The organism is Tepidimonas fonticaldi (assembly GCF_001675355.1).
In the GTDB taxonomy this organism is placed as follows: Bacteria; Pseudomonadota; Gammaproteobacteria; order Burkholderiales; family Burkholderiaceae_C; genus Tepidimonas; species Tepidimonas fonticaldi.
This window is the reverse complement of record NZ_LZDH01000045.1, coordinates 314,824-338,723: the sequence shown is the minus strand read 5'-3', so window position 1 is coordinate 338,723 and position 23,900 is coordinate 314,824. Positions and strand designations below refer to the sequence as shown.

At 71.8% G+C, this 23,900-nt stretch carries 19 protein-coding genes; 11 read left to right on the top strand and 8 right to left on the bottom strand.

The window, feature by feature from the left end:
• Positions 1 to 371: 371 nt before the first annotated feature.
• The 3 genes from A9O67_RS05750 (at position 372) to A9O67_RS05740 (ending at position 3,786) form a co-directional block, all read left to right on the top strand.
• Positions 372 to 2,327: an ATP-binding cassette domain-containing protein gene (locus tag A9O67_RS05750; protein ID WP_068608236.1), complete on the top strand. Its 1,956-nt coding sequence runs from the start codon at positions 372 to 374 to the stop codon at positions 2,325 to 2,327.
• Positions 2,328 to 2,378: 51 nt separating this feature from the next.
• On the top strand, positions 2,379 to 3,026 hold the full coding sequence (locus A9O67_RS05745; RefSeq protein ID WP_068608234.1) for a LysE family translocator: 648 nt from the start codon (positions 2,379 to 2,381) through the stop codon (positions 3,024 to 3,026).
• Between the two features lie 91 nt (positions 3,027 to 3,117).
• Complete coding sequence (locus A9O67_RS05740; protein WP_068608345.1) at positions 3,118 to 3,786, top strand: histidine phosphatase family protein; 669 nt, start codon at positions 3,118 to 3,120, stop codon at positions 3,784 to 3,786.
• A 48-nt stretch (positions 3,787 to 3,834) separates the two neighbouring features.
• On the opposite strand, the gene A9O67_RS05735 is transcribed toward A9O67_RS05740, so the two are convergent.
• On the bottom strand, positions 3,835 to 4,692 hold the full coding sequence (locus tag A9O67_RS05735) for a creatininase family protein (RefSeq protein WP_068608232.1): 858 nt from the start codon (positions 4,690 to 4,692) through the stop codon (positions 3,835 to 3,837).
• A 65-nt stretch (positions 4,693 to 4,757) separates the two neighbouring features.
• Positions 4,758 to 6,014: an SAM-dependent methyltransferase gene (locus A9O67_RS05730; RefSeq protein WP_068608230.1), complete on the bottom strand. Its 1,257-nt coding sequence runs from the start codon at positions 6,012 to 6,014 to the stop codon at positions 4,758 to 4,760.
• 182 nt (positions 6,015 to 6,196) lie between these two features.
• Between A9O67_RS05730 and A9O67_RS05725 the strand changes: the two genes are divergently transcribed.
• From A9O67_RS05725 to priA, 3 genes are all read left to right on the top strand, one after another.
• Positions 6,197 to 8,389: a protein-disulfide reductase DsbD family protein gene (locus A9O67_RS05725; protein ID WP_231960227.1), complete on the top strand. Its 2,193-nt coding sequence runs from the start codon at positions 6,197 to 6,199 to the stop codon at positions 8,387 to 8,389.
• Positions 8,390 to 8,424: 35 nt separating this feature from the next.
• Positions 8,425 to 9,537 (top strand): uroporphyrinogen decarboxylase, encoded by a 1,113-nt coding sequence (gene hemE / locus A9O67_RS05720; RefSeq protein ID WP_068608228.1) that lies wholly within the window; start codon positions 8,425 to 8,427, stop codon positions 9,535 to 9,537.
• Positions 9,538 to 9,720: 183 nt separating this feature from the next.
• The gene (gene priA / locus A9O67_RS05715) at positions 9,721 to 11,955 is read left to right on the top strand and encodes a replication restart helicase PriA (RefSeq protein WP_082955389.1); all 2,235 of its coding nucleotides are present in this window, start codon (positions 9,721 to 9,723) and stop codon (positions 11,953 to 11,955) included.
• A gap of 19 nt (positions 11,956 to 11,974) precedes the next feature.
• Here the strand turns inward: priA and A9O67_RS05710 are convergent, their stop codons facing one another.
• Positions 11,975 to 12,925 (bottom strand): AEC family transporter, encoded by a 951-nt coding sequence (locus tag A9O67_RS05710; protein ID WP_068608224.1) that lies wholly within the window; start codon positions 12,923 to 12,925, stop codon positions 11,975 to 11,977.
• 107 nt (positions 12,926 to 13,032) lie between these two features.
• Here A9O67_RS05710 and A9O67_RS05705 point away from each other — a divergent pair, with 107 nt between their 5' ends.
• The 3 genes from A9O67_RS05705 to A9O67_RS05695 all read left to right on the top strand — a co-directional run bounded on the left by A9O67_RS05705 (position 13,033) and on the right by A9O67_RS05695 (position 17,777).
• On the top strand, positions 13,033 to 15,093 hold the full coding sequence (locus A9O67_RS05705; RefSeq protein WP_068608222.1) for an ATP-dependent helicase: 2,061 nt from the start codon (positions 13,033 to 13,035) through the stop codon (positions 15,091 to 15,093).
• Positions 15,094 to 15,246: 153 nt separating this feature from the next.
• Positions 15,247 to 15,744 (top strand): molybdopterin-dependent oxidoreductase, encoded by a 498-nt coding sequence (locus A9O67_RS05700; protein ID WP_068608221.1) that lies wholly within the window; start codon positions 15,247 to 15,249, stop codon positions 15,742 to 15,744.
• A complete protein-coding gene (locus A9O67_RS05695) occupies positions 15,741 to 17,777 on the top strand; it encodes a response regulator (protein ID WP_068608219.1) in 2,037 nt (678 codons plus the stop codon). Before A9O67_RS05700 ends, A9O67_RS05695 begins: the two co-directional genes overlap by 4 nt.
• Here A9O67_RS05695 and A9O67_RS05690 read toward each other — a convergent pair.
• The 4 genes from A9O67_RS05690 to def are packed head-to-tail and all read right to left on the bottom strand — an operon-like array spanning position 17,728 to position 20,420.
• Positions 17,728 to 18,063: an AzlD domain-containing protein gene (locus A9O67_RS05690; RefSeq protein ID WP_068608217.1), complete on the bottom strand. Its 336-nt coding sequence runs from the start codon at positions 18,061 to 18,063 to the stop codon at positions 17,728 to 17,730. The genes A9O67_RS05695 and A9O67_RS05690 overlap by 50 nt on opposite strands.
• Positions 18,056 to 18,850 carry an AzlC family ABC transporter permease gene (locus A9O67_RS05685; RefSeq protein ID WP_068608341.1) on the bottom strand — a complete coding sequence of 265 codons (795 nt, stop codon included), beginning with the start codon at positions 18,848 to 18,850 and terminating at the stop codon, positions 18,056 to 18,058. The genes A9O67_RS05690 and A9O67_RS05685 overlap by 8 nt, the downstream gene beginning before the upstream one ends.
• Positions 18,847 to 19,812: a methionyl-tRNA formyltransferase gene (gene fmt / locus A9O67_RS05680; RefSeq protein ID WP_068608338.1), complete on the bottom strand. Its 966-nt coding sequence runs from the start codon at positions 19,810 to 19,812 to the stop codon at positions 18,847 to 18,849. Before fmt ends, A9O67_RS05685 begins: the two co-directional genes overlap by 4 nt.
• A 26-nt stretch (positions 19,813 to 19,838) precedes the next feature.
• Positions 19,839 to 20,420 (bottom strand): peptide deformylase, encoded by a 582-nt coding sequence (gene def / locus A9O67_RS05675; protein WP_068608215.1) that lies wholly within the window; start codon positions 20,418 to 20,420, stop codon positions 19,839 to 19,841.
• Positions 20,421 to 20,660: 240 nt separating this feature from the next.
• Here def and A9O67_RS05670 point away from each other — a divergent pair, with 240 nt between their 5' ends.
• Positions 20,661 to 21,800 carry a LysM peptidoglycan-binding domain-containing protein gene (locus tag A9O67_RS05670; RefSeq protein ID WP_408033410.1) on the top strand — a complete coding sequence of 380 codons (1,140 nt, stop codon included), beginning with the start codon at positions 20,661 to 20,663 and terminating at the stop codon, positions 21,798 to 21,800.
• Positions 21,801 to 21,828: 28 nt separating this feature from the next.
• Positions 21,829 to 22,935, top strand: a complete 1,107-nt coding sequence (dprA, locus tag A9O67_RS05665) for a DNA-processing protein DprA (RefSeq protein WP_068608213.1) — start codon at positions 21,829 to 21,831, stop codon at positions 22,933 to 22,935.
• A gap of 12 nt (positions 22,936 to 22,947) precedes the next feature.
• Here dprA and secF read toward each other — a convergent pair whose 3' ends face one another.
• The gene (gene secF, locus A9O67_RS05660; RefSeq protein WP_068608212.1) at positions 22,948 to 23,898 is read right to left on the bottom strand and encodes a protein translocase subunit SecF; all 951 of its coding nucleotides are present in this window, start codon (positions 23,896 to 23,898) and stop codon (positions 22,948 to 22,950) included.
• Positions 23,899 to 23,900 lie beyond the last annotated feature (2 nt).

Genomic DNA, 23,900 nt, shown 5'->3' with positions numbered 1-23,900 from the left:
CGCTTACTGTCTGCGCGAGCAAGTTGTCGCAGCACTCGCTACCACCCGCCCAGACAGGGTCTCCCCCGCCCAGGCCAGCAGCGCACCGCGCTTGCCCACGCTTATCGGCTGTTGTTTGTTAAAGATCCCACCGAAACCCGCCGCGATCAGCAGAGCCTCGTATTATGACACACTTTTTGGCGTTTTTGCAAACACGCTGCATTTGTGTGTCACCCGGCGACTTGCGCTGTTGGCTGTTGCGCTTGAGCGCTTGCGTCGTCGAGAGCCCGTTAGTATACACCGTTTTTGGCGGTCAACAATGGCGGTCGGCACCGAGGCCCGATTCTCGAGGTCCGGGGCCAGGCACCCCCGGCTGGCCGCTTGAGGTGCCCATGACTTGGATTTATCTGAAAGACGCTTCGTTGGCCTATGGCCATGTCCCACTGCTCGACCACGCGGAGTTCGTGTTGGATGGCGGCGAGCGCGTGGGCCTGGTGGGGCGCAACGGCACGGGCAAGTCGTCGTTGCTGCGGATACTGGCCGGGCTGGAGCGGCCGGATACGGGGGAGCTGCAACGCCGACAGGGGCTGCGCTGGGCCTATGTGGCCCAGGAGCCGACGTTCCAGGATGGGCAGACGGTGTTCGGCGCGGTGGCCGACGGCTTGCAAGACATCCACACCTGGCTGCGCCGCTATGCGGACCCCGGGCCGGACGACGATCTGGACGCACTGCAAAACGCCATCGAGGCGGTCGATGGGTGGCGCTGGGAGCAGCGGGTGGCGCAGACGCTGGCCCGGCTGCGTCTGCCGGCCGACGCGGATCTGGCGACGCTGTCCGGCGGCGTGCGCAAGCGGGTGGCGCTGGCACGGGCGCTGGTCGGGCAGCCCGAGGTGCTGCTGCTGGACGAGCCGACGAACCACTTGGACATCGATGCGATCGATTGGCTGGCGGACCAGTTGCGGGCCTTTCGCGGCAGTGTGGTGGTGATCAGCCACGATCGGCACTTTCTGGATCGGGTAACGACGCGCATCGTGGAGCTGGATCGCGGCCAGTTGCGCAGCTATCCCGGGGATTACACCCAGTACGAGTCCCTGAAGGCCGAGCAACTGGCGCAAGAGGCGGTGATCCAGGCCAAGGCCGACCGGCTGCTGGCGCAGGAGGAAGTCTGGATCCGCAAAGGCGTGGAGGCGCGCCGCACACGCGCGCAGGCCCGCGTCGAACGGTTGCATCGGCTGCGGCAAGCCCGGGCCGAGCGCCGCGAGGCGGTGGGTCAGGTGCGGCTGGAGGTGGCCCGCGGCCAGGCCAGCGGCCGCCTGGTGGCCGAGCTGGAGGGGGTGAGCCTGGCCTTTGGCGAGGGGGCGCAGCGGGTGGAGATCGTCCGGGATCTGTCGACGACCGTGCTGCGAGGCGACAAGATCGGGCTGATTGGCCCCAATGGCGCGGGCAAGACGACGCTGCTGAAGCTGTTGCTGGGCGAGTTGCAGCCGGACCGCGGGCGGGTGCGGCTGGGCAGCCAATTGACGGTGGCGTATTTCGACCAGATGCGCGCGGCGCTGGATCTGGATGCGACGTTGGAGGACTTCATCAGCCCGGGCAGCGAGTGGATCGAATGCGCGGGACGGCGCACCCATGTGCGCAGCTATTTGGCGGATTTTCTGCTCTCGCCTGCGCGGGCGCAAAGCCCCGTGCGCTCGCTGTCGGGCGGGGAGCGCAACCGGCTGTTGCTGGCGCGGCTGTTGGCGCGACCCGCCAATGTGCTGGTGCTGGATGAGCCGACCAACGATTTGGACATCGAAACGCTGGAGCTGTTGGAGCAGCGGCTGGCCGATTACCCGGGCACGGTGTTCCTGGTCAGCCACGACCGGCGTTTTCTGGACGCGGTGGTGACGAGCACGCTGGTCTACGAAGGCGATGGCTGCTGGCGCGAGTACGAGGGCGGCGTCGAGGACTGGATGGCGCAATCGATGAGGCTGCATGGGCGCGTGCCAGTGTGGCCCTCGGCCTGGCGGGATGAGGGGCCCGAAGACACGGACAAGACCGGCGCCGCCCCCACACAGCCGCGCCCCACCGCCGATGCGAGCATCGCGCCGCCGACCCCGCGGCGACGGCTGGGCTACAAGGAACGGCGCGAGCTGGAGGCGCTGCCCGGGCAGATCGAGGCGCTGGAGGCCGAGCAGCGCGCCATCGAAACCGAGCTGGCCGACGGCACGCTGTATGGGCGCGACCCGCAACGGGCGCAGGGGCTGGCCGAACGCCACGCGGCGATCGAGGCGGCGCTGATGGAGGCCTTGGAGCGCTGGGAGGCGCTGGATCGCTGGGCGCGGGAAGAATCGCCCGGCAGCCGCTGATCGGCGTTCCGTAGGTATAGTGCCCCATTCCGACGACATCTTGCGCGTTCCATGCCCTGGAGCGAGTTCCTCGCCCTGCTGACGCTGGCCACGGCCACCAGTTTCACGCCCGGGCCCAACACCACGCTGTCCACCGCGCTGGCGGCCAACGGTGGTCTGCGGCGTGCGCTGCCCTTTGTGTGCGCGGTCCCAGTGGGCTGGTCACTGCTGCTGGCGCTGTGCGCGGCGGGGGTGGGCGCGGCCGTGCTGGCGATGCCCGTCCTGCGGCAGGGGATTCTGTGGGGGGGTGTCGCTTACCTGCTGGTATTGGCGTGGCGCCTGGTCGGCACCTCGACGCTGGCCCAGGTGGGGGCGCAGCGCTTGCAGATGTCTTTCGCGCGCGGCGTGGCCTTGCAGTTTTTCAACATCAAGGCGTGGATGCTGGCGCTGTCCATCGTCGCCGGCTGGATTGCCGGGCATCCGCAGGGGTGGTCCCGCTTCTGGCTGGTGCTGCCGGTGATGGTGTTCTACGCCTTCTCGAGCAACCTGACCTATGCGCTGGTGGGTTCGGTGTTGCGTGGCTGGCTGGCCGGCCCCCTGGTCGAGGGGCGACCGAGCGGACGGCGGCTGCGGGTATTCAACCGCCTGATGGCGGCGGCCCTGGTGCTGACGGCCGTCTGGATGCTGTCGGCGGGACTGGGCGGCGCGGGACGGCCGTGAGACCAAGCGGCCCTACCTGGGTGGCCGCGGAAATCGGCCCCCGTCACAGCCGCGACTGCCCGCAACGACCGGCAGACCCAGAATGCCGGGCATGGGAACCATCCACCTCGTGCGCCACGGGCAGGCATCCTTCGGCAGCGACGACTACGACCGCCTGAGCCCGCTGGGCTGGCGGCAGGGCCAGCGGCTGGGCGAGCATTTTCGCGCGCACGGGATGCGCGTCGAGGCCGTCTTCACCGGCACCTTGCGCCGCCACGCCGAGACCTGGCAGGCGATCCGGACCGGCTGGGGGGAGGACGGGGACGCCCAGATCTGGCCCGGGCTGGATGAATACGACAGCGCGGCGCTGATCGAGGCGTTGAACGCGCCACCGCCAGCGGATCCGCACACGCCCGAGGGCTACCGCGAGCACTTTCGGCTGCTGCGCGACGCGCTGCGCCAGTGGATGGCGGGCGTGATCACCCCGCGCGGCATGCAGCCATACCGGCAATTCGTGCGGGATGCCGTTGCGGTGCTGGACCATGTGCGCACCCGGCATCGCGGCGATGTGCTGGTGGTGAGCAGTGGCGGACCGATTGCGACACTGGTCGGGCACCTGCTGGGGACCAGCCCAGAGACGACGATCGAGCTGAACCTGCGCATGCGCAACACCTCGGTGACGGAAGTGGCGCACAACCCCAAACGCTGCGCGCTGGTCAGCTTCAATGCCCTGCCGCATCTGACCGACCCCGAGCACCGCGACTGGATCACCCACGCCTGAGCGCGACCGGGCGCGGGATGCGCGCGGTGGACGGCGGCCCCACGGCCCTCAAGCGAGCGACGGGCCAGGCACCACGGTGGACAAGGGGATGGCCACCACATCCTGCAGCAACTGGGCCAGCGACCGGCCGGCCGCCGCCACCGCCCGCCGGCCCCAGTCGGCATCCGCGGCGGCGGCGTGGCCGGCTGCGCCGGCGGGGTGCACATCCTGCATCTGCCAGGCGAACTTGGCGCTGCGCCCATTGCCCAGCAGGGCGTAGCGGCGCGCGCGCTCCTCGGAGGAGGAGGGGAAGTCGCGCAACGCGTCCCGCGCGACGCGCTCGGGGGCGATGGCCAGCATCACCGCGGTTTCGATCTGGCCGGCATGCACGCCGAAGCGGCGCTCGCGCGCATCCAGATCGGCCTCCAGATCGTGGCCGTCGGGCTCGATGAGCGGCAGGTGGAACCAGTTGACCCCCCAGACGAGCACATCGTGCCGAGCGCGCAGCTCGCGGCCGGCCAGGTCCATCAGCCCGATGTGCCCGCCGTGGCCATTGAAGATGACCAGTTTGCGCACCCCGGCGCGCGCGACCGAGGCACCAAGGTCACGCCACAGCGCCAGCGCCGTTTCGGCCGACAGGGTGAGGGTGCCGGGAAAGCGTTCGTGCTCCGGGCTCAGCCCCACCGGCAGGGTGGGCAGGACATACACCGGCGCCTCGGCCGGCAAATGGCCCGCGGCGGCGGCAAGGACCGCCTCCACGATGGCGGTGTCGACATCCAGCGGCAGGTGCGGCCCGTGCTGCTCCGTGGCCCCGACCGGCAGGACCGCCACGGTGTGCGCGGGATCCAACGCGGCGAATTCGGGCCAGCGCAGGTCGGCCCAGCGTTTGAGGCGGGGCGCGGAGTCGGCAGCGGGCGGAGGGCTCATGCCCTGCATCTTATCGGCCCATGGCACGACTTGCTGCTCGGTCCATGGTTCGATCGAGGCGACGCTCAGGCCGGTGCGGGCGTCTCGTCGCCGTAGATCCAGCGGCGCGACCACGGCAGCTCCTGCGCGCTGCGGCCGGCCGGGCGGCACAGCACCTGGAAGAGCGCGATCTGGTCGTGCTCGAACGCCCAGGCGCAGCCGGCCAGATAGACGCGCCAGATGCGCCAGATGCGCTCCGGCACCATGGCGCGCAGGCGCTCGCGCTTGGCCTCGAAGGTCGCGCTCCAGCACTGCAGCGTGCGCGCGTAGTGGCGACGCAGGTTCTCGACGTCGAACGGCTCCAGGCCGCCTTCCTGCATGGTGCGCAGCACGGTGGCGATGTGCGGCAGCTCGCCGTGCGGGAAGACGTACTTGTCGATGAAGCGCCCGCCGCCGTAGGGCGTCTCGCCGTCGCCGGGGTCGGTGGTGGTGATGCCGTGGTTCATCGCCCAGCCGTCCGGCGCCAGCCGCGCGCGGACCAGGCGGAAGTAGTCGGCCAGGTGCTTGAGCCCCACGTGCTCGAACATGCCGACGCTGGTGATGCGGTCGAACGTGCCCTCCACGTCGCGGTAGTCCTGCAGGCGGATCTCGATGCGGTCCGCGAGGCCCGCGGCGGCGACGCGCTCGCGCGCCAGCTCGTACTGCGCCTGCGACAGCGTGATGCCGACGCAGCGCGCACCGAAGCGCTGCGCCGCGCGCAGCACCAGCGCCCCCCAGCCGCAGCCGATGTCCAGCAGCGTCTGGCCGGGCTGCAGGCGGATCTTGGTCAGGATGTGGTCGATCTTCTTGGTCTGCGCGGTGGCCAGGTCCTCGTCGCCGTGCTCGAAGTAGGCGCAGGAGTACACCATCGCCGGATCGAGCCACTCGGCGTAGAAGGCGTTGGAGACGTCGTAGTGGTACTGGATGGCCTCGCGGTCGAGCTTGCGGCTGTGCGTGAAGCCTTGGACCATGCGCTGCAACAGCGTCGGCTGCGCCGTCCCGCCCTCGGCGGCGCGGCGCACCAGCGTGTGTGCCATCGCCAGCACGTCGTCGATGTCGCCGTCGACGTCGATGCGGCCCTCGACGTAGGCCTCGCCGAGGCTGTCGAGCGAGGGGTCGAGCAGCGCCGTCAGCGCGGCGGCGTCGCGCACGGTGATGACGACACGCGGCGCGTCGAAGGTGCCGAGATCCCAGCAGCGCGCCGGCTCGCCGCCGCCCACGCCCCAGCAGACGCGCAGCGGCAGGTCGACGCGCTCGCGCCAGCGCTGCACCCAACCGTCGATGGCCTTGTCGATCGAAGGCATGCGTATCCCTCCACGTCCACACTAACCGTGCGGGATTGTTGGCCAGCGCGCGCGACTTGTGAAGCCGGCGCGCGACGATGACTGGGATTGATTTTGGCAATCGGGCGCGTTGGCGGACAATCGGGCCCGCCCCCGGGAACCCCCGGGGGATGCGACGGTTCCATGGATGCACGATGAGAACGATGCGAGAGACGATGCGGCGCGCGGCGCGCGCGCTGGCGGCGGGGCTGCTGGCCGCCCTGCTGCCGCTGTGGGTAGCGGCGCAGGGGGGGCTGGCGGGGCTGCCCGGGTCGGGCGGCACGGCCGGCGCGCCGGGCGAGCGCGCCCGTACCGAGTACGCGCAGGTGCAGCTGCTGGCGCACGCGCCGCAGGGCGTGGCGGCCGGGCGGCCGCTGTGGCTGGGGCTGCGCATCGAACACGCCCCCGAGTGGCACACCTACTGGCACAACCCGGGCGACTCGGGCCTGCCGATCGAGCTGAACTGGACGCTGCCCGACGGCGTGCAGGCCGGCGCGATCCAGTGGCCGACGCCGCGCAAGTTTCCGCTGGGGGATCTGGCCAACTACGGCTACGACGGCACCGTGCTGCTGCCGGTGCCGGTGACGCTGCCGGCGGGCTGGCAAGGGGCCGGCCTGCCGGTGCAGCTGCACGCCACCTGGCTGATCTGCCGCCGCGAATGCGTGCCGGAAGAGGCCACGCTGCGGCTGGAGCTGCCCGCCGGCGTGCCGATCGCGCAGCATGCGGCGGAGTTCGAGGCCGCCTGGGCCGCCGCGCCGCGCGCCCTGCCGCAGGCGCGCGCCGAGCTGCGCGTGGACGAGGCCGGGCTGCACGTGCGCGCCAGCGGCCTGCCGGCGGACTGGCGCGGGCGGGCGCTGGAGTTCTTCCCGGAAACCGCCAACCTGATCGCCCCGGGCGCGCCGTGGACGCAGGGCTGGGACGGCGACGCCTGGCGCGCGACGCTGCCGTTCAACCCGTACCGCAGCGAGACGGCGGCGCGGCTGGCCTTCGTGCTGGCGCGCGCCGAGGCCGGCCACGGCCCGGCGGCCGCCGGCGTGCGGCTGGAGACCGACGTGCAGGGCACCTGGCCGGCGGTGGCGCTGCCGGACGCCCCGCCGCCCCCAGCCACGGCCCCCGCGGCCCCGCCCGGCGGCACCGGGCCGACGACGCTGGGCCTGACGCTGGCGCTGCTCGGGGCGCTGCTGGGCGGCATGATCCTGAACCTGATGCCGTGCGTGTTTCCGGTGCTGGCGATCAAGGTGATGGCGTTCCAGGCGCACGACGCCGATCAGCGCGCGCACCGGCTGGGCGGGCTGGCGTACACCGCCGGGGTGGTGCTGTCGTTCCTGGCGCTGGGCGGGCTGCTGTTGGCGCTGCGCAGCGCCGGCGAGGCGGTGGGCTGGGGCTTTCAGCTGCAGAACCCGTGGGTGGTGGCGGGGCTGACGGTGCTGTTCACCTTCATCGCGCTGAACTTGGCGGGCTTGTTCGAACTTAAGGCCCTGGTTCCGTCGGGGCTGGCTGGCTTGCAGCTGCGCAACCCGGTGGCCAATGACTTTTTGACGGGCGTGCTGGCCACCGCCGTGGCCTCGCCGTGCACGGCGCCGTTCATGGGCGCGTCGCTGGGGCTGGCGGTGACGCTGCCGGCGCCGGCGGCGCTGGCGGTGTTCGGCGCGCTGGGGCTGGGCATGGCGCTGCCGTACCTGGCGGCGAGCTGGTGGCCGGGGCTGGCGCGGCGGCTGCCGCGCCCCGGGCCGTGGATGGAGACGTTCCGCCAAGCGATGGCGTTCCCAATGCTGGCGGCGGCGATCTGGCTGCTGTGGGTGCTGGGCCAGCAAAGCGGCATCCATGGCGCGGCGGCGCTGCTGCTGTGGCTGCTGGCGCTGGCCTGGGTGCTGTGGGCGCTGGGGCGACGCGCGTGGGTCTTGAGCGCACTGGGGGTGCTGGCGCTGCTGGCGCTGACCTGGACGGTCGGCCCAGCGGTGGTGCGCGAGGCGGACGGCGCCGCCTCCACTGCGCAGAACAGGCCCGCCGACGACGCATGGGAGCCTTGGTCGGCGACCCGCCAGGCCGAGCTGTTGGCCGCCGGGCGGCCGGTGTTCGTCGATTTCACCGCCGCCTGGTGCGTGACCTGCCAGGTCAACAAGGCCGCGGTGCTGCGCGACGCGGCGGTGCTGCGCGACGCCGAAGAGGCCGGCATCGCGCTGCTGCGCGCCGACTGGACGCGGCGCGACCCGGCCATCACGCAGGAGCTGGCCAAGCTCGGGCGCAGCGGCGTGCCAGTTTATGTGTTGCATGTGCCGGGCCGCTCGCCCCAGGTGCTGACCGAGGTGCTCAGCGTGGCCGAGGTGCGCGCGGCGTTCCAGGCCGTGCGGCGATAATGCGCCGCGATCCGGCACCACCCGAGCGAACCCCAATGTCCTTTGCCCCGCTGATCAACGACACCTTTTTGCGCGCCTGCCTCGGCCAAGCGACCGACTACACCCCGATCTGGCTGATGCGGCAGGCTGGCCGCTATCTGCCCGAGTATTGCGCCACGCGTGCGCGCGCCGGCAGCTTCATGGGGCTGGCCAGCAACCCCGACTTCGCCACCGAGGTGACGCTGCAGCCGCTGCAGCGCTACGCGCTGGATGCGGCGATCCTGTTTTCGGACATCCTGACGGTGCCGGACGCGATGGGCCTGGGGCTGCGCTTCGAGGCCGGCGAGGGGCCGAAGTTCGAGCGCCCCGTGCGCAGCGAGGCCGACGTGGCGGCGCTGGCGGTGCCGGATATGGAGCGGCTGCGCTACGTGTTCGATGCGGTGACGTCGATCCGCCGGGCGCTCGCCGGGCGCGTGCCGCTGATCGGCTTTTCCGGCAGCCCGTGGACGCTGGCCTGCTACATGGTGGAGGGCGGCGGCTCGGACGACTACCGCCACGTCAAGAGCCTGATGTACCGCCGCCCGGACCTGATGCACCGGCTGCTGGCGGTCAACGCCGATGCGGTGGCGGCCTACCTGACCGAGCAGATCCGCGCCGGCGCGCAGGCGGTGATGGTGTTCGACAGCTGGGGCGGGGTGCTCGCCGACGGGATGTTCCAGCGCTTCAGCCTGGCCTACACGCAGCGCGTGCTGGCAAAGCTGCCGCGCACGCACGACGGCGCGACGATCCCGCGCATCGTCTTCACCAAGGGCGGCGCGCCGTGGCTGGCCGAGATGGCGGCGCTGGACTGCGACGTGCTGGGCGTGGACTGGACGGTGCACCTGGGCCGGGCGCGCGCGCTGGTGGGCGGGCTGCCGGGCGGGCCGGGCAAGGCGCTGCAGGGCAACCTGGACCCGGCCGTGCTGCTGGCCAGCCCCGAGGCGGTGGCCGAGCAGGCGGTGGCGGTGCTGGAGGCGTTCGGCGCCCCGCACACCGACCCGACGCGGCGCGGGCCGACGCACATCTTCAACCTCGGCCACGGCATCAGCCAGCACACGCCACCGGAGCACGTGCAGGTGCTGGTGGAGACGGTGCACGCGCACTCGCGGCGCATGCGCGGCACGGCCTGACCCCGCTCTGCGGTCATGTGCGGCACGGGCTTTATGCACACTTTCGCAGGGGCGGGACGCTCTGTCCGCCGGCTGGCCCGGGCGCTGACAATTGCCGAAGCGGATTCTGCAAGTTATTGAAAATCTTATGGTTTCATCGTGTTGCCAAAATTTTTGGCAATCCAGTCGAAGCCTTGATGGACAATGCTTTGCGGCAGCGATCCGCAGCTTGTCGACAAAGTTATCCACAGTTTCTCGGGGCAAGCGGGAAAACCCGCATGCCTGCCCGCGCGTGACGTCCCTGGCACGGCCGTGACGGAACCGCCCTGCCCCTCTACCCCGGTGTCTCCGGCGGACCCGGCATCGACCTGGGTCGAGGTGGTGGTGGCCGCCCCTGCCCACAGCGGGCTGGGCGACCGACTGACCTACCGCTGCGACCGCCCGCTGCCGGCGGGCACCCTGGTGCGCGTGCCGCTGGGCCGGCGCGAGGTGCTGGGCATCGCCTGGGGCCCGACGCCCGCCGATCCCACCTGCGCCCCCGAGCAGGTGCGCCCGGTCACCGAGGTCTGGGATGCGCTGCCGCCGCTGGATGCGGATTGGCGCGATCTGGTGGCGTTTGCCGCCCGCTACTACCAGCGGTCGTTGGGCGAGGTGGCCCTGGCGGCACTGCCCCCCGCCTTGCGGGAACTGACCTCGACGCAATTGCAGCGCCGCCTGACGCGCGCGGCACCGGCGGCCGCCCCCTGCGCCGACCACCCCACGCCCGTTCCCGCGTTGACGCCGGCCCAGGCCGATGCCGTGTCGGCCATCGAGGCGAGTGAGCGGCCCGTGTTGCTGTTCGGCGCCACCGGCAGCGGCAAAACCGAGGTGTATCTGCAGGCCACGGCACGGCTGCTGGCACGCGACCCGCAGGCGCAGGCCCTGGTGCTGGTGCCGGAGATCAACCTCACCCCCCAACTGGAGCAGCGCTTTCGCGCCCGGTTTGGCGATGCGGTCACGACGCTGCACTCGCGGCTCACCCCGGCCCAGCGGCTGCAGCACTGGCTGGCGGCGCACCGCGGGCAGGCGCGCATCGTGCTGGGCACGCGCATGGCGGTGTTTGCCAGCCTGCCGCGTTTGCGCCTGATCGTCGTGGATGAGGAGCACGACCCCAGCTACAAAAGCCAGGAGGGCGCGCGCTACTCCGCGCGCGACCTGGCCGTCTACCGGGCCCACCGGGGCAGCGCGGACGGGTGCCGGGTGGTGCTGGGCTCGGCCACCCCCGCGCTGGAGAGCTGGCACGCCGCCGAGAGTGGCCGCTACCGCCGGGTGGACATGGCCGACCGCATGGGGGGCGCGGACTGGCCGCGGCTGCGGCTGGTCGACCTGCGCCACCAGCCGCGCGGCACCGCCCTGGCCCCCCCCTTGCTGGCCGCCATCGAAGCGCGACTGGCGCGCGGCGAGCAGGCGCTGGTGCTGCTGAATCGGCGCGGGTACGCACCGGTGATTGCCTGCGGCGACTGCGGCTGGAAGAGCGGCTGCCCGCACTGCAGCGCCCACCTGGTGTTCCACAAGGCCGACCGCAGCCTGCGCTGCCACCACTGCGGCCACGCGGCCCGCGTGCCGCGCGCCTGCCCCGACTGCGGCAACCTGGATCTGGCCCCCCTGGGCCGCGGTACCGAGCAGCTCGAAGAACAGCTCACCTCGGCCCTGGGGGCATTGCGGCGGCCGGACGGCAGCCCGGTGCGGATCGGCCGCCTGGACGCCGACACCGCGCGCGCGGCCGGGGCCTTGGAGCGCACCCTGGACGCCGTGCACAGCGGCGCGATCGACGTGCTGGTGGGCACGCAGATGATCGCCAAGGGGCACGACTTCCGGCGCATCACCCTGGTGGCCAGCGTCAACACCGACGGGGCGCTCTTTGCCAGCGACTGGCGCGCCCCCGAGCGGCTGTTCACCTTGCTGATGCAGGCGGCCGGCCGCGCGGGGCGCGATGCCCGTTTCGTCGCCGCGCAGGACAGCACCGTGGAACTGTGGGTGCAGACCGCTTACCCCGAGCACCCCCTGTTCGCCGCGCTGGCCCGGCACGACTATGCGGCCTTTGCCGCCCAGCAACTGCAGGAGCGGCGCACCGCCGGCATGCCGCCGTACAGCCACCAGGCCCTGCTGCGCGCCGAAGCGCGCCAGCTGGACGCCGCCCTGGCCTGGCTGCGGCATGCCGCCGACGCCGCGCACGACCTGCCCGGCCGCGCCCACGTCACGCTCTACGCGCCCGTGCCCATGACGCTGACGCGCGTGGCCGGGATCGAGCGGGCGCAGCTGCTGCTGGAAAGCCCCCACCGCCCCGCCCTGCAGGCGCTGCTGGCCGCCTGGATGCCGCGGCTGCATACCCTGCGCGCCCACGCGGACACGCGCGGCCTGGCGCGCTGGGCGATCGACGTCGATCCGCTCAGCTTCTGATCGACGCCGCTCGGTAACGTCACCGCAGCCACGCCACGGCGGCCGAAAAGGTGAAAAACGCCAGCGCCGTGGACACGAGGATGATGCGTGCGACACGCCCGTTGTCCGCCCCCATGCGCTCGGCCAGCAGCGACACATTGCTGGCGCTGGGCAGCGCGGCCGTCAGCACCATCACCGTCAGCGCCGCCGGCTGCAAACCGACGCCGATCTGGATGGCGCCCGCACCCACCAGCAGCACCAGCAGCGGATGCAGCAGCAGCTTCATCAGCGCCAGCGGCACGTAATCGCGCAGCGGCATCGGGTGATCGGCCTGCATTTGGGAGCGCGCCAACACCGCTCCGATGGTGAACAGCGCCACCGGACTCGCTGCGTCGGCCAGCAGCCCCACGGTCTTGTCCAGTGGACCCGGCAGCGCAATGCGCCAGGCCGAGGCCAGCGCCCCCAGTCCGATCGCCCACGGCATGGGATTGCGCAGCACGCCCAGCAGCGCCTGCCGCAACGCCGCGCGCGCGCCGCCCTCCCCCGCATCCAGACGCGACAGCGCAATGCACAGCGAGCTCGTGATCACCATGTCCACCACGATGACCACGATCACCGTACCCACCGCCTGCGGCCCCAGCAGCGCGGCAATCAGCGGCACCCCCATGAACCCCGAATTGGGAAACGCCGCGACCAGCGCTCCGAAGGCCGCATCGTTCCAGCGGATGCGCCCGCCCAGGCTGACCGCGATCGCAAACCCCACCACCACCAGCGCGCACAGCAGCCACACGCCGGCCACCGCGCCATCCAGCAGCCGGGCGATGGGCGTGGAAGCGCCAAAGCGATACAGCATGGCCGGCAGCGCAAAAAACAGCACGAAGCCGTTGAGCCCAGGGATGGCCTCCAGCGGCAGCCAGCGCCGCCGCGCCGCCATGTAGCCGGCCGCCACCAGCGCAAAAAAGGGAAAGGTGACCAACAGGATGGAGCCCATGGGGCCCGATGGTAGCGGCCGCGCCGCCGGACCGATGTCGCCGGCTGCGCTCGGTATCATCGCGCCCTCGCCCGCGTGCGAACGCCCCCGGATGGCCTGACCGACCGATGCACGACACCCTCAACCCCGCCCAGCTCGACGCGGTGCACCACCTGCGCGGCCCCTCGCTCGTGCTGGCTGGCGCCGGCTCCGGCAAGACGCGCGTCATCACGCACAAGATCGCGCGGCTGATCCAGGCGGGGCTGGCGCCGGAGCGCATCGCCGCCATCACCTTCACCAACAAGGCCGCCGCCGAGATGCGCGAGCGCGCCCGCACGCTGGTCGGCAAGGCCGCGCAGGGCGTGCTGCTGTGCACCTTCCACGCGCTGGGCGTGCGCATCCTGCGCGAGGACGGCGCGGCGCTGGGCCTCAAACCCCAGTTCTCGATCCTGGACACCGACGACATCGTCGGCCTGCTGAAGGACTGCGGCGGCACCACCGACGCCACCACCGCGCGCCACTGGCAGTGGCGCATCAGCCAGTGGAAGGGCGCGGGGCTGACGCCCGAGCAGGCGCTGGCGCAGGCGCGCGACGAGGCCGAAGCCCAGATCGCGCTGGTGATGGCGCGCTACCACGAGCGGCTGGCGGCCTACCAGGCGGTCGACTTCGACGACCTGATCCTGCTGCCGCTCAAGCTCCTGCGCGAGCACGCCGAGGTGCGCCAGCGCTGGCAGCAGCGCCTGGGCCACGTGCTGGTGGACGAGTACCAGGACACCAGCGCCGTGCAGTACGAGCTGCTCAAGGCCCTGGTGGGCCATGGCGAGCGGCCCGAGCCGCACCTGACCTGCGTCGGCGACGACGACCAGTCGATCTACGGCTGGCGCGGCGCGACGCTGGACAACTTGAAGCGCCTGCCGCAGGACTTTCCGACGCTCAAGATCATCAAGCTGGAGCAGAACTACCGCTCCACCAACGCCATCCTGCGCGCGGCCAACGCCGTCATCGGCCCCAACCCCAAGCTGTTCCCGAAGACGCTGTGGAGCGCGCTCGGCGAGGGCGAGCCGGTGCGCGTGCTGGCCTGCGACCACGAGGAGCACGAGGCCGAGCGCGCCGTGGCGCGCATCCAGGCGCTGCGCGCGCAGGGCGCGGCGTGGCGCGACTGCGCCATCCTCTACCGCGCCAACCACCAGTCGCGCGCCTTCGAGGTGGCGCTGCGCAAGGCGCAGATCCCCTACCGCGTCTCCGGCGGCACGAGCTTCTTCGACCGCGCCGAGATCAAGGACCTGTGCGCCTGGCTGCGGCTGCTGGCCAACGAGGACGACGACCCGGCCTTCCTGCGCGCGGTGACGACACCGCGGCGCGGCATCGGCCACCAGACGCTGGCGCAGCTCGGGCAGGTGGCCGCGGGGCTGAAGCTCAGCCTGTTCGAGACGCTGTTCGCGCCGACGCTGCAGGCCACGCTGGCGCCGAAGGCACTGGCGGCGCTGCACGAGTTCGGTCGCTTCGTCAACGACCTGCAGTACCGCGCTCGCCACGCGGTGGGGCACGAGGCGGCGCGCGCGGTGCTGACGGCGTGGCTGGCCGACATCGGCTACGAGCGCCACCTGCACGACCACGCCGACAGCCCGCAGCAGGCCACGCAGCGCTGGGCCAACGTGCTGGACTTCGTGGACTGGATGGTGCAGCGCTGCGGCGGCCAGCTCGACGACGCCGGCGGCGCGACGCTGGAGCGCACGCCGTGCCCGCTGCTGGAGGTGGCGCAGACGGTGGCGCTGATCAGCACGCTGGCCGAGCGCGAGCAGGACCAGGACGCGGTGACGCTCTCGACCCTGCACGCGGCCAAGGGCCTTGAGTGGCCGCACGTGATGCTGGTCGGCGTCAACGAGGGGCTGCTGCCGTTCAAGCCCGACGCCGATGGCGACGCGGCGCAGATCGCCGCGCGCATCGAGGAGGAGCGGCGGTTGATGTACGTCGGCATCACGCGCGCGCAGCGCACGCTGGTGGTGAGCTGGCTCAAGGCCCGCCGCCAGGGGCGCGAGCGCGTGGCCGCGCAGCCCAGCCGCTTCATCGCCGAGATGCAGCTGGAGGCCGCCCCGGCGCAGGACGACCCGCGCGCGCGCTTGCGCGCGCTGCGCGAGGAGTTCGCCGCCCGCGCCGCGGCCGCGGCCCAAGCGCCCTCGCGTCCTTGAGCATCCTCAAGCGTCCTTGAGCGCCACCCGGCCCGTGCCAGCCGCACGAGGGGGCGCTCGCCCGAACGGGTGGCATTTGCCGTAAGATCGCGCCAAATTGTCACCTCTGATCACGACGCCGCCATGAAACATCGCATTTCGCGCAGATCGCTAATGTTCGCCATCGCTGCGCTGGGCAGCGGACTGGGTGGCGCCGTCGGCGCCCAACCGGCCACGCTGGCGCAGCCGAAGGAGCGGGTCATCCTCACGGTCGGCGGGCAGATCGGGGTGCGCAACCAGGGGGCGCAGGCCGTCTTCGACCTGGCCATGCTGGATGCACTGCCGCAGCACACCTTCACCACCCAGACGCCCTGGGACGACAAGCCGGTGACCTTTCGCGGCCCGCGATTGCGCGACGTGCTCGCCGCCGTGCGGGCCCAGGGGCGGCAGCTGCGGGCCACCGCGCTCAACGACTACCGCATCGTGATCCCCATGGAAGACGCGCAGCGCTTCGACGTGGTCGTCGCCACGCGCAAAAACGGCGAGCTCATGCCCGTGCGCGACAAAGGGCCGCTGTTCATCGTCTACCCCTTCGATAGCGATCCGGCGCTCAAACACAAGCGCTACTACGAACGCTCGATCTGGCAACTCAAGGCGATCGACGTCGAATGACTGCGAGGCCAGCCCCGCCGGCCGGCGGGGCCTCCACCGCCACGGGCGCGGCCGAGGGCCGGCGCTTCCTGATCTGGGTTGCCATCACGACAGCCCTGCTGGGCGCGGGGCTGGCGGTGCTGCTGGCGGTCTTCCTGCGGCAAGTGCGCTCGGCGGAGGAAACCGCGCAACTGCAGGCCGACTCGCTGACGGCGATCGTCTTTCAGCACGAACGCGAGTTTTTGCGCCTGCGCGAAGAGCTGCGCGCCGCCGCCGCCCAACCAGCCCAGGTAGATTGGGACGCCCTGGCCCTGCGGCAGGAGATCTTTGCCGGACGGGTGGCGCTGCTGCGCGATAACCCCACCATGACGCCGCTGCGGCCGCACCCCGACTACGTCGCGCTGCTGGGGCAGCTGCAGGGTTTGGTGACCCGGGTGGACGCCCTGCTGCACACCGCCGACGTCGGCCGGCTGCAGGCCATCGTGGACGAGATGGAGCGGCTCGGGCCCGACGTGCAGGCCCTGACGCTGACGGCCAACGGGGTGATGTTCGGCATGATCGAAGCCAAGCTGCAGGAAGTCCGGCGCCTGCAGCGCTACGTGGTCTGGCTGATGGCCGCGCAGGTGCTGGTGCTGCTCGCCGCCGCGGCGGCTCTGTGGCTGCGCCAGCGCCGCCAGCAGCACGAGCGCGCCGAGCTGGAGGCGCTCAACGCCGCTCTGCGCGGCGCACGCGACGCGGCCGAAGCCGCCAACCGCGCCAAGAGCCAGTTCCTGGCCAACATGAGCCACGAGCTGCGCACCCCCTTCAACGGGATGCTGGGCATGCTGGCCATGCTGGAAGACAGCCCGCTGACCCCGGCCCAGCGCGACCAGTTGCAAACCGCCCGCTCCTCGGCCGAGCACCTGCTGAGCCTGCTCAACGACATTCTGGATCTGTCCGCGCTGGATGCCGGGCAGATGCGCATCCAGCCCGAGCCGCTGAACCTGCCGCAACTGGCGCACGAGGTGCACCGCTGGCTGCAGCCGCACGCCAACCGCAAAGGCCTGGCCCTGGGCCTGAGCATCGACGACGGCGGCACCCCCTGGGTGGAGGCGGACGGAACCCGGGTGCGCCAGATTCTGCTCAACCTGCTGGGCAACGCCATCAAGTTCACGGAACAGGGCCGGGTGGACCTGGCGCTGCGGGCCGAGCCCGCCGGCGCCGGCGGTACGCTGGTGCGCTGGACGGCCGTGGTGCGCGACACGGGCATCGGCATGGATGCGGCCACCGTCGCGCGGCTGTTCCAGCGTTTTCAGCAGGCGGACCCCTCCATCACCCGTCGCTACGGGGGCAGCGGACTGGGCCTGGACATTTCGCGCACCCTGGCGCGCCTGATGGGCGGGGATGTGGTGGTGGACAGCCAGCCCGGCGTCGGCTCCACCTTCACCGCCACCTGGATCACCCGCGTCGCCGAGCCGGACGCCCAGCCGTCGGGCTTTCCGGTCACCCGCCCCAACCCGTGGCTGGCGCTGCCCCCGCCGGACGCGCCACCGCCCCCCGATGCGTCCCCAACGGAGGCCCCGGCCGCCGCCGAGGCTTCGACCGCGGCGAGCGCCCCCGCGCCGACCCCGCCCGACGCCCCGCGCGGGGGCTGGCGCGTGCTGGTGGCCGAGGACCACCCCGTCAACCGCAAATTCATCGGCCTGTTGCTGGACAAGCTGGGCCACCAGGTCGCCTTCGCCGAAGACGGTCGGCAGGCAGTCGCCCTGGCCGCCGAGGGCGACTACGACATCGTGCTGATGGACGTGCACATGCCCGAGATGGACGGGCTGGAGGCCACGCAGCGCATCCGGGCGCTGCCGGGGCCGCGCGGGCGCGTGCCGATCGTGGCGCTGACCGCCGACATCATGGACGACGCCGAGCAGCGCGCGCAGGCCGCCGGCATGAATGCCTTTCTGGCCAAACCGGTGCAACGCGCCCAGCTCGAAGCGGTGATGGCCCGCTGCATCGCCGCGCGCGCCGAACTCACCACCCCAGCCCCAGGTGCAGCGGCAGGTACACCGCCATCCCCGTGACGATGGTGCCCAGCACCCCGCCGCGCCAGAAGAACCACGCGGCCCCCGCCACGGCGGCATAGAGGCGCGCATCCTGCCAGGTGTGGATGAGCTGCCCCTGCTGCATCACCACCTCGGGCACCACGACGGCCGCCAGCGCGGCAATCGGCGCGTACTGCAGGCCGCGCTCGGCCCAGTGCGGCAACTGCCATGGCCGATCGGACAAAAAGAAAAAACCGCGCGTGATGACCGTCACCGCGGCCAGCGCGACGAAGGTCAGCAGCGTCCAGGGGTTCAGATCAGCCATGCGGACGGTGGGGGGGAATGGGCGCGCCGCGCAGCCAGCGCGGACCGTGCGCCTCGGCGATCAGGCACACGACGACCGCGACGGCGATCGCCACCACGATGTTGAGCTTGAGTGGCAGCGCCCAGGCCGCCACCGCCGCCGACCCGGCCACGGCGGCCGACAGCACGCGCAACCGCGACGTGGCCAGCGAGCAGCCCACCCCCAGCAGCGCCAGAATGCCCGCAAAGCCCAGCCCCCACTCGGTCGGGATGGCATTGGCCAGCACGATGCCGATCACGCTCGCCGTCATCCAGAACAGGTAATTGACGCCGCAGCTCCCGGCCAGGTAGGCCTCTTGATCCAGCCGCTCCTCGTCGGTGCGCCCCGGGTGCGGAAAGCGCCGGGCAAAGAAGACGTAGCTCAAATCCCCCGTCAGGTAACCGGTCAGCAGCCGCTGTCCGCGCGGCAGGTGGGCCACATACGCGCGCAGGTGGATGGAAAACACGACGAAGCGCAAATTCACGCAGAAGGCCGCCGCCAGGATCACCCACAGCGGCGCCCCGGCCGTGATCAGCGGCACCGCGGTGAGCTGGGCGCTGCCCGCGTAGACGAGCAGCGTCATCCACAGCGCCTCCAGCGGCGTCAGGCCGGACTTGACCATCGCCACCCCGGTCATCAGCCCCCAGGCCCCGATGCCGGTGGCCACGCTGACCAGCTCGCGCGCGCCCGCGGCAAAGGTGGGCCGGCGCCACAGCACCGGGTTCAAAAACGACGCGCGCCAGAATGCGGTGGACGCCGCGGCGCTCATCCGGTCGCCCCCAGGCACACCCCCGGCGGCAGCGCCGTGCCGCGCAAAAAATCCCCGGCGGCCAGGCGCTTGCCGCCCGCGCGCTGCACCTCGGTCAGCACCAGCACGCCTTGGCCGGTTTGCACACGAATGCCCGCCGCGTCCGCCGCCAGCACCATGCCCGGCGCGGCCGATGGCGCCACCCCGGGTTCGGCCCGGGCGCCCCAGACTTTGAGCATGGCGCCGTCCAGCGTGGTGGCCGCCCCCGGCACGGGGTCGAATGCGCGCACGCGCCGCTCGAGCAGCGCAGCGGGCGCCGACCAGTCCAGCATCGCCTCGGCCTTGTCGATCTTGTGGGCGTAGGTCACGCCCTCGTCCGGCTGCGGGCGCCGGGGCAGCGGCGCGGCCTCGGCCGCCCGCAGGGCCTGCACCACCAGGCGCGCGCCCAGGTCGGCCAGACGGTCGTGCAGCGATCCGGCCGTCTCCGCCGGGCCGATGGGCACGGCCTCCATCGCCACGATGTCGCCCGTGTCCAGCCCCTCGTCCATCTGCATGATGGTGATGCCCGTCTGCGGGTCGCCAGCCTCGATGGCGCGCTGGATGGGCGCGGCACCGCGCCAGCGCGGCAACAGCGAGGCGTGGATGTTGAGGCAGCCCAGCCGCGGCAGCTCCAACACCCAGCGCGGCAGAATCAGCCCATAGGCCGCCACGACCAGCACGTCGGGCCGGGCGGCCTGCAGCGCGGCGCGGGCGGCCGCCGCGTCCTCGGCCCAGCGGCCGTCCAGCCGCAAGCCGCGCGGCTGCGCGACCGTCCAGCCGTGCGTCTGGGCCAACGCCTTGACCGGCGAGGGCTGCACCTTCATTCCGCGGCCGGCCGGCCGGTCGGGCTGGGTCAGCACCAACACGACGGGAAACCCCGCCTGCGCAATCGCCTGCAGGGCCGTGGCGGCAAACGCCGGCGTGCCGGCAAAGGCCACCCGCAGCGCGGGGGTGGCCCCGGCAGCCGCGGTCAAAGCCGCGCCTCCGTCGGCTCGGCGTGCAGGCGGTTGCGCGGCCGGGCCTCGGCCGCGGCGCGCGCGGCCTCCCGCTCGGCCTTGACGAGCTTCATCTTGATGCGCTCGCGCTTGAGCGGCGAGAGGTACTCGACGAACACCTTGCCCATCAGGTGGTCCATCTCGTGCTGGATGCACACCGCCAGCAGCCCCTCGGCCTCGATCACACGGCTTGCACTGTGCTCGTCCAGCGCGCGCACGCGCACCGCCACCGAGCGCTCGACGCCGTCGTAGATGCCGGGCACCGACAGGCACCCCTCTTCGCCCTTGCGCTTCTCGTCGCTGGCCCACTCGATCTCGGGGTTGATGAGCACCAGCGGCTGGTCCCGGTTTTCGCTCACGTCGATGACGATGATGCGCTCGTGGATGTCGACCTGCGTGGCCGCCAGGCCGATGCCATTGGCGGCGTACATGGTGGCAAACATGCGCGGGATGATCGCGCGCACGCGATCGTCCACGGCCGCGACCGGTTTGGCCACCTTGTGCAGGCGCGGATCGGGGTAGCGCAGGATGGGCAGGAGTTCGGTGGAGGCGTTCATAGGCGAATGTCGGTATTTTCGCCACTTTTGGCGGGGCCTGCCAGCACGGCGCAGGGGATGGCATTGCCAGAAGTGGGGGCAGACCGCACAATGGCAAGGGAGGAATCGCCACCCATGACCATCCCGCGCCAACGCCCCGCACCGCTTTCGTCCGCTCCGGTGCCCGCCGCCCGTGGCGGCATCGGCACTGCCCTGTCGCGCTGGGTCGTGGGCACGTTGGTGGGAGCACAGTTGGGCGGCATGGCCTGCGTCGCCTCGGCCGCACCGCCCTACTCCGTGACCCCGCAGCAGCGCGGCACCGCCGAGCAGGTGGCCCAGGCGGGTGTGCCCCTGTCGGAGCTGGCCCCCAATGCACCCGAGCGCTACACCGTGCGGCGCGGCGATACCTTGTGGGGCATTTCGGCGCTGTATCTGCAGCGCCCATGGCGCTGGCCAGAGCTGTGGGGCATGAACCTGCAGCAGATTCGCAACCCCCACCTGATCTACCCCGGGCAGGTGCTGGTGCTCACGCGCGTCGGCGACCGCGCCGTGCTGCAGCTCGCCGCGGACACGCCCCCCACGGTCAAGCTCTCGCCGCGCGTGCGCGCCGAGCGGCTGCGCGACGAGGGCATTCCGCCGCTGCCCCCGGGGGCGATCGAACCCTTCCTGGCCGACGTCGATATCGTCGATGCCGACACCCACGAGCGCGCGCCGCGCATCGTCGCCGGCCCGGAAGCGCGGGTGCTGCTGGCCCGCGGCGACCGCGCCTACGCCCGCGGCCAGTATGGCCCGAGTGATGCCCTCACGGGCGACGCGCTGGAGGCGCAGGCGGACCGGCCGCGCGTGCTGTCGATCTACCGCAATGCCGTCGCGCTGCGCGACCCGGAAACCGGCGAGGTGCTGGGCTACGAAGCCCACGCCGTGGGCCGTGCGGAGCTGGTGCGCAGCGAACGCGCGGGCGAGGGGCCCGACGGGCAGCCGGCCCTGGTGCCGGCGACCGTCCAGATCGTGCAGGCGCGCGAGGAAATCCGCATCGGCGACCGGCTGCTGCCCCAGTCCGGGCGCGAGATGCGCTTGTACATCCCCCACGCCCCCGCGGCCCCGATCCGCGGGCAGATCGTCAAGGTGCACGGCGATGCCGTGCGCTACGCGGGACAAAACCAGATCATCGTGCTCAACCGCGGGCGCGCCGACGGGCTGGAGGCGGGCCATGTGCTCGCCGTGCTGAAGGACCGCACCCGGCTGACCGACAAGACCGACGAGGCGCGACCGGACCTCCTGCTGCCCGGGGAGCGCAACGGGCTGATGATGGTGTTTCGCACCTTCGAACGCGTCTCGTACGCCCTGATCCTGCAGATCACCGACGGCGTCAAGAGCGGGGATCGCTTCGTCAACCCCTGACGCGCGGCAGGCAGGGGGACCGAGACGGATGGCACCCGACGACTGGGTCGAGTGGTTGCGGCTGATCGCCACGCCGGGTGTGGGCTCGGCGACGGCGCGTCGGCTGCTGGCGGCATTTGGCCCGCCGGCAGCCGTGTTGGCCCAACGCCACGGGGCCTTGGCCGAGGCGGTAGGGCCCACGGTGGCCAGCCGCCTGCAGGTCGAGCCCCCGGAATGGCCGGCGCTGCTCGCCCGCACCCAAGCCTGGCTGGCGCAGCCGGACCACCATCTGATCGCCCTGGGCGATGCGGCCTACCCCGCAAGCCTGCTGACCACCCCGGACCCGCCCCCGCTGCTGCATGTGGTCGGTGACCCTGCGACCCTGAGCGCGCCACGGGCCCTGGCCGTGGTCGGCAGCCGCAACCCCACCCCGCAAGGCGCCGACAACGCGCGCGCCTTTGCCCGTGCGCTGGCGGCGGAGGGCGTGTCCATCGTGTCGGGGCTGGCCGCCGGCATCGACGCCGCCGCGCACGAGGGCGCCCTGGCCGCTGGCGGCCGGACCGTGGCGGTGGTCGGCACGGGGGTGGACCGCGTCTATCCGGCGCGCCACCGGGCGCTGGCGCACCAGATCGCGGCGGCGGGCTGCCTCGTCAGCGAACACCCCCTGGGCACGCCGCCGCTGGCGCCGCATTTTCCGCGCCGCAACCGCATCATCGCCGGCCTGACGCAGGGCACGCTGGTGGTGGAAGCCTCGCTCGGATCGGGGTCGCTCATCACGGCGGAGCTGGCCACCCAGATGGGGCGGGAGGTCTTCGCCATCCCCGGCTCCATCCACGCGCCGCAGTCGCGGGGCTGCCACGCCCTCATCCGGCAGGGAGCCAAGCTGGTGGAGACCGCCGAGCACATCCACGAAGAGCTGCGCGCGGTCTGGGGTCTGGCTGCCGGCACCCCGGCCCCTGCCAGTGGCGCGACACCGTCGCCCGCCGACGACCCGGTACTGGCCGCCCTGGGCCACGACCCCACGCCGTTCGACCTGCTGCAAGCGCGCTGCGGCTGGGACACGGCCCGCCTGCAGGCCCACCTGCTGACGCTGGAGCTGGACGGACACGTGCAGCGCCTGCCCGGCGGGCTGCTGCAGCGCGTGGTGCGGACCTAGGGGCAGCGGGCCTCAGACCACGGCGCCGGCGTTCGGGTCGTCGCCTTCGCCCGCTTTCTTGGGCGCCTTGACCAGATCCTCGCGCCGGATGCCCAGCCACATGGCGATGCCCGCCGCCACGAACACCGACGAGTAGATCCCGAACAGGATGCCGATGGTCAGCGCCAGCGCAAAGTAATGCAGCGTCGGGCCGCCAAACAGCAGCATCGACAGCACCATCGCCTCGGTCGAACCGTGGGTGATGATGGTGCGGCTCATGGTCGAGGTGATCGCATGGTCGATGACCTCGCGCACCGTCATCTTGCGCTGGCGGCGGAAGGTCTCGCGGATGCGGTCGAAGATGACCACCGACTCGTTGACCGAGTAGCCCAGCACCGCCAGCACCGCCGCCAGCACCGCCAGCGAGAACTCCCACTGGAAGAAGGCAAAAAAGCCCAGGATGATGACGACGTCGTGCAGGTTGGCGATGATGGCGGCGACCGCGTACTTCCACTCGAAGCGCACGGCCAGATAGATCATGATGCCGCCGATGACGAAGGCCAGCGCGAGCAGCCCGTTGCTGACCAGCTCGCGGCCGACCTGGGGCCCGACGAACTCGGTGCGGCGCAGCTCCACCGCCGGGTCCTGGGCGCGCAGGGCCGCCAACAGTTGCTCGGTCTGCTGGCCGGAGTTGAGGCCCTCGCGCAGCGGCAGGCGCATCATCACATCGCGCGAGCTGCCAAAGTTCTGCACCGGCACATCGGCATAGCCCAGGCCCGCCACGACCGCCCGCACCTGCTCCAGGTCGACCGGCTGTGCGTAGGACACCTCGACCACGGTGCCGCCGGTGAACTCGACCGACAGGTGCAGGCCGCGCGTGACCAGAAAGAACACCGCCGCCAAAAAGGTGGCGAAGGACACCAGGTTCAGCACCAGCATGTGGCGCGTGAACGGGATGTCCTTGCGGATCCGAAACAGTTCCATCG

Excerpts from the sequence above, each read along its gene's own strand:
- dprA (WP_068608213.1), top strand. The coding sequence starts at position 21,829 with ATGGCACCCGACGACTGGGTCGAGTGGTTGCGGCTGATCGCCACGCCG.
- A9O67_RS05695 (WP_068608219.1), top strand. The coding sequence starts at position 15,741 with ATGACTGCGAGGCCAGCCCCGCCGGCCGGCGGGGCCTCCACCGCCACG.
- A9O67_RS05725 (WP_231960227.1), top strand. The coding sequence starts at position 6,197 with ATGCGAGAGACGATGCGGCGCGCGGCGCGCGCGCTGGCGGCGGGGCTG.
- A9O67_RS05750 (WP_068608236.1), top strand. The coding sequence starts at position 372 with ATGACTTGGATTTATCTGAAAGACGCTTCGTTGGCCTATGGCCATGTC.
- A9O67_RS05690 (WP_068608217.1), bottom strand. The coding sequence starts at position 18,063 with ATGGCTGATCTGAACCCCTGGACGCTGCTGACCTTCGTCGCGCTGGCC.
- secF (WP_068608212.1), bottom strand. The coding sequence starts at position 23,898 with ATGGAACTGTTTCGGATCCGCAAGGACATCCCGTTCACGCGCCACATG.
- A9O67_RS05700 (WP_068608221.1), top strand. The coding sequence starts at position 15,247 with ATGTTCGCCATCGCTGCGCTGGGCAGCGGACTGGGTGGCGCCGTCGGC.
- def (WP_068608215.1), bottom strand. The coding sequence starts at position 20,420 with ATGAACGCCTCCACCGAACTCCTGCCCATCCTGCGCTACCCCGATCCG.
- A9O67_RS05730 (WP_068608230.1), bottom strand. The coding sequence starts at position 6,014 with ATGCCTTCGATCGACAAGGCCATCGACGGTTGGGTGCAGCGCTGGCGC.
- A9O67_RS05735 (WP_068608232.1), bottom strand. The coding sequence starts at position 4,692 with ATGAGCCCTCCGCCCGCTGCCGACTCCGCGCCCCGCCTCAAACGCTGG.
- A9O67_RS05740 (WP_068608345.1), top strand. The coding sequence starts at position 3,118 with ATGGGAACCATCCACCTCGTGCGCCACGGGCAGGCATCCTTCGGCAGC.
- hemE (WP_068608228.1), top strand. The coding sequence starts at position 8,425 with ATGTCCTTTGCCCCGCTGATCAACGACACCTTTTTGCGCGCCTGCCTC.
- A9O67_RS05710 (WP_068608224.1), bottom strand. The coding sequence starts at position 12,925 with ATGGGCTCCATCCTGTTGGTCACCTTTCCCTTTTTTGCGCTGGTGGCG.
- A9O67_RS05705 (WP_068608222.1), top strand. The coding sequence starts at position 13,033 with ATGCACGACACCCTCAACCCCGCCCAGCTCGACGCGGTGCACCACCTG.
- A9O67_RS05745 (WP_068608234.1), top strand. The coding sequence starts at position 2,379 with ATGCCCTGGAGCGAGTTCCTCGCCCTGCTGACGCTGGCCACGGCCACC.
- A9O67_RS05670 (WP_408033410.1), top strand. The coding sequence starts at position 20,661 with ATGGCCTGCGTCGCCTCGGCCGCACCGCCCTACTCCGTGACCCCGCAG.
- A9O67_RS05685 (WP_068608341.1), bottom strand. The coding sequence starts at position 18,850 with ATGAGCGCCGCGGCGTCCACCGCATTCTGGCGCGCGTCGTTTTTGAAC.
- priA (WP_082955389.1), top strand. The coding sequence starts at position 9,721 with ATGCTTTGCGGCAGCGATCCGCAGCTTGTCGACAAAGTTATCCACAGT.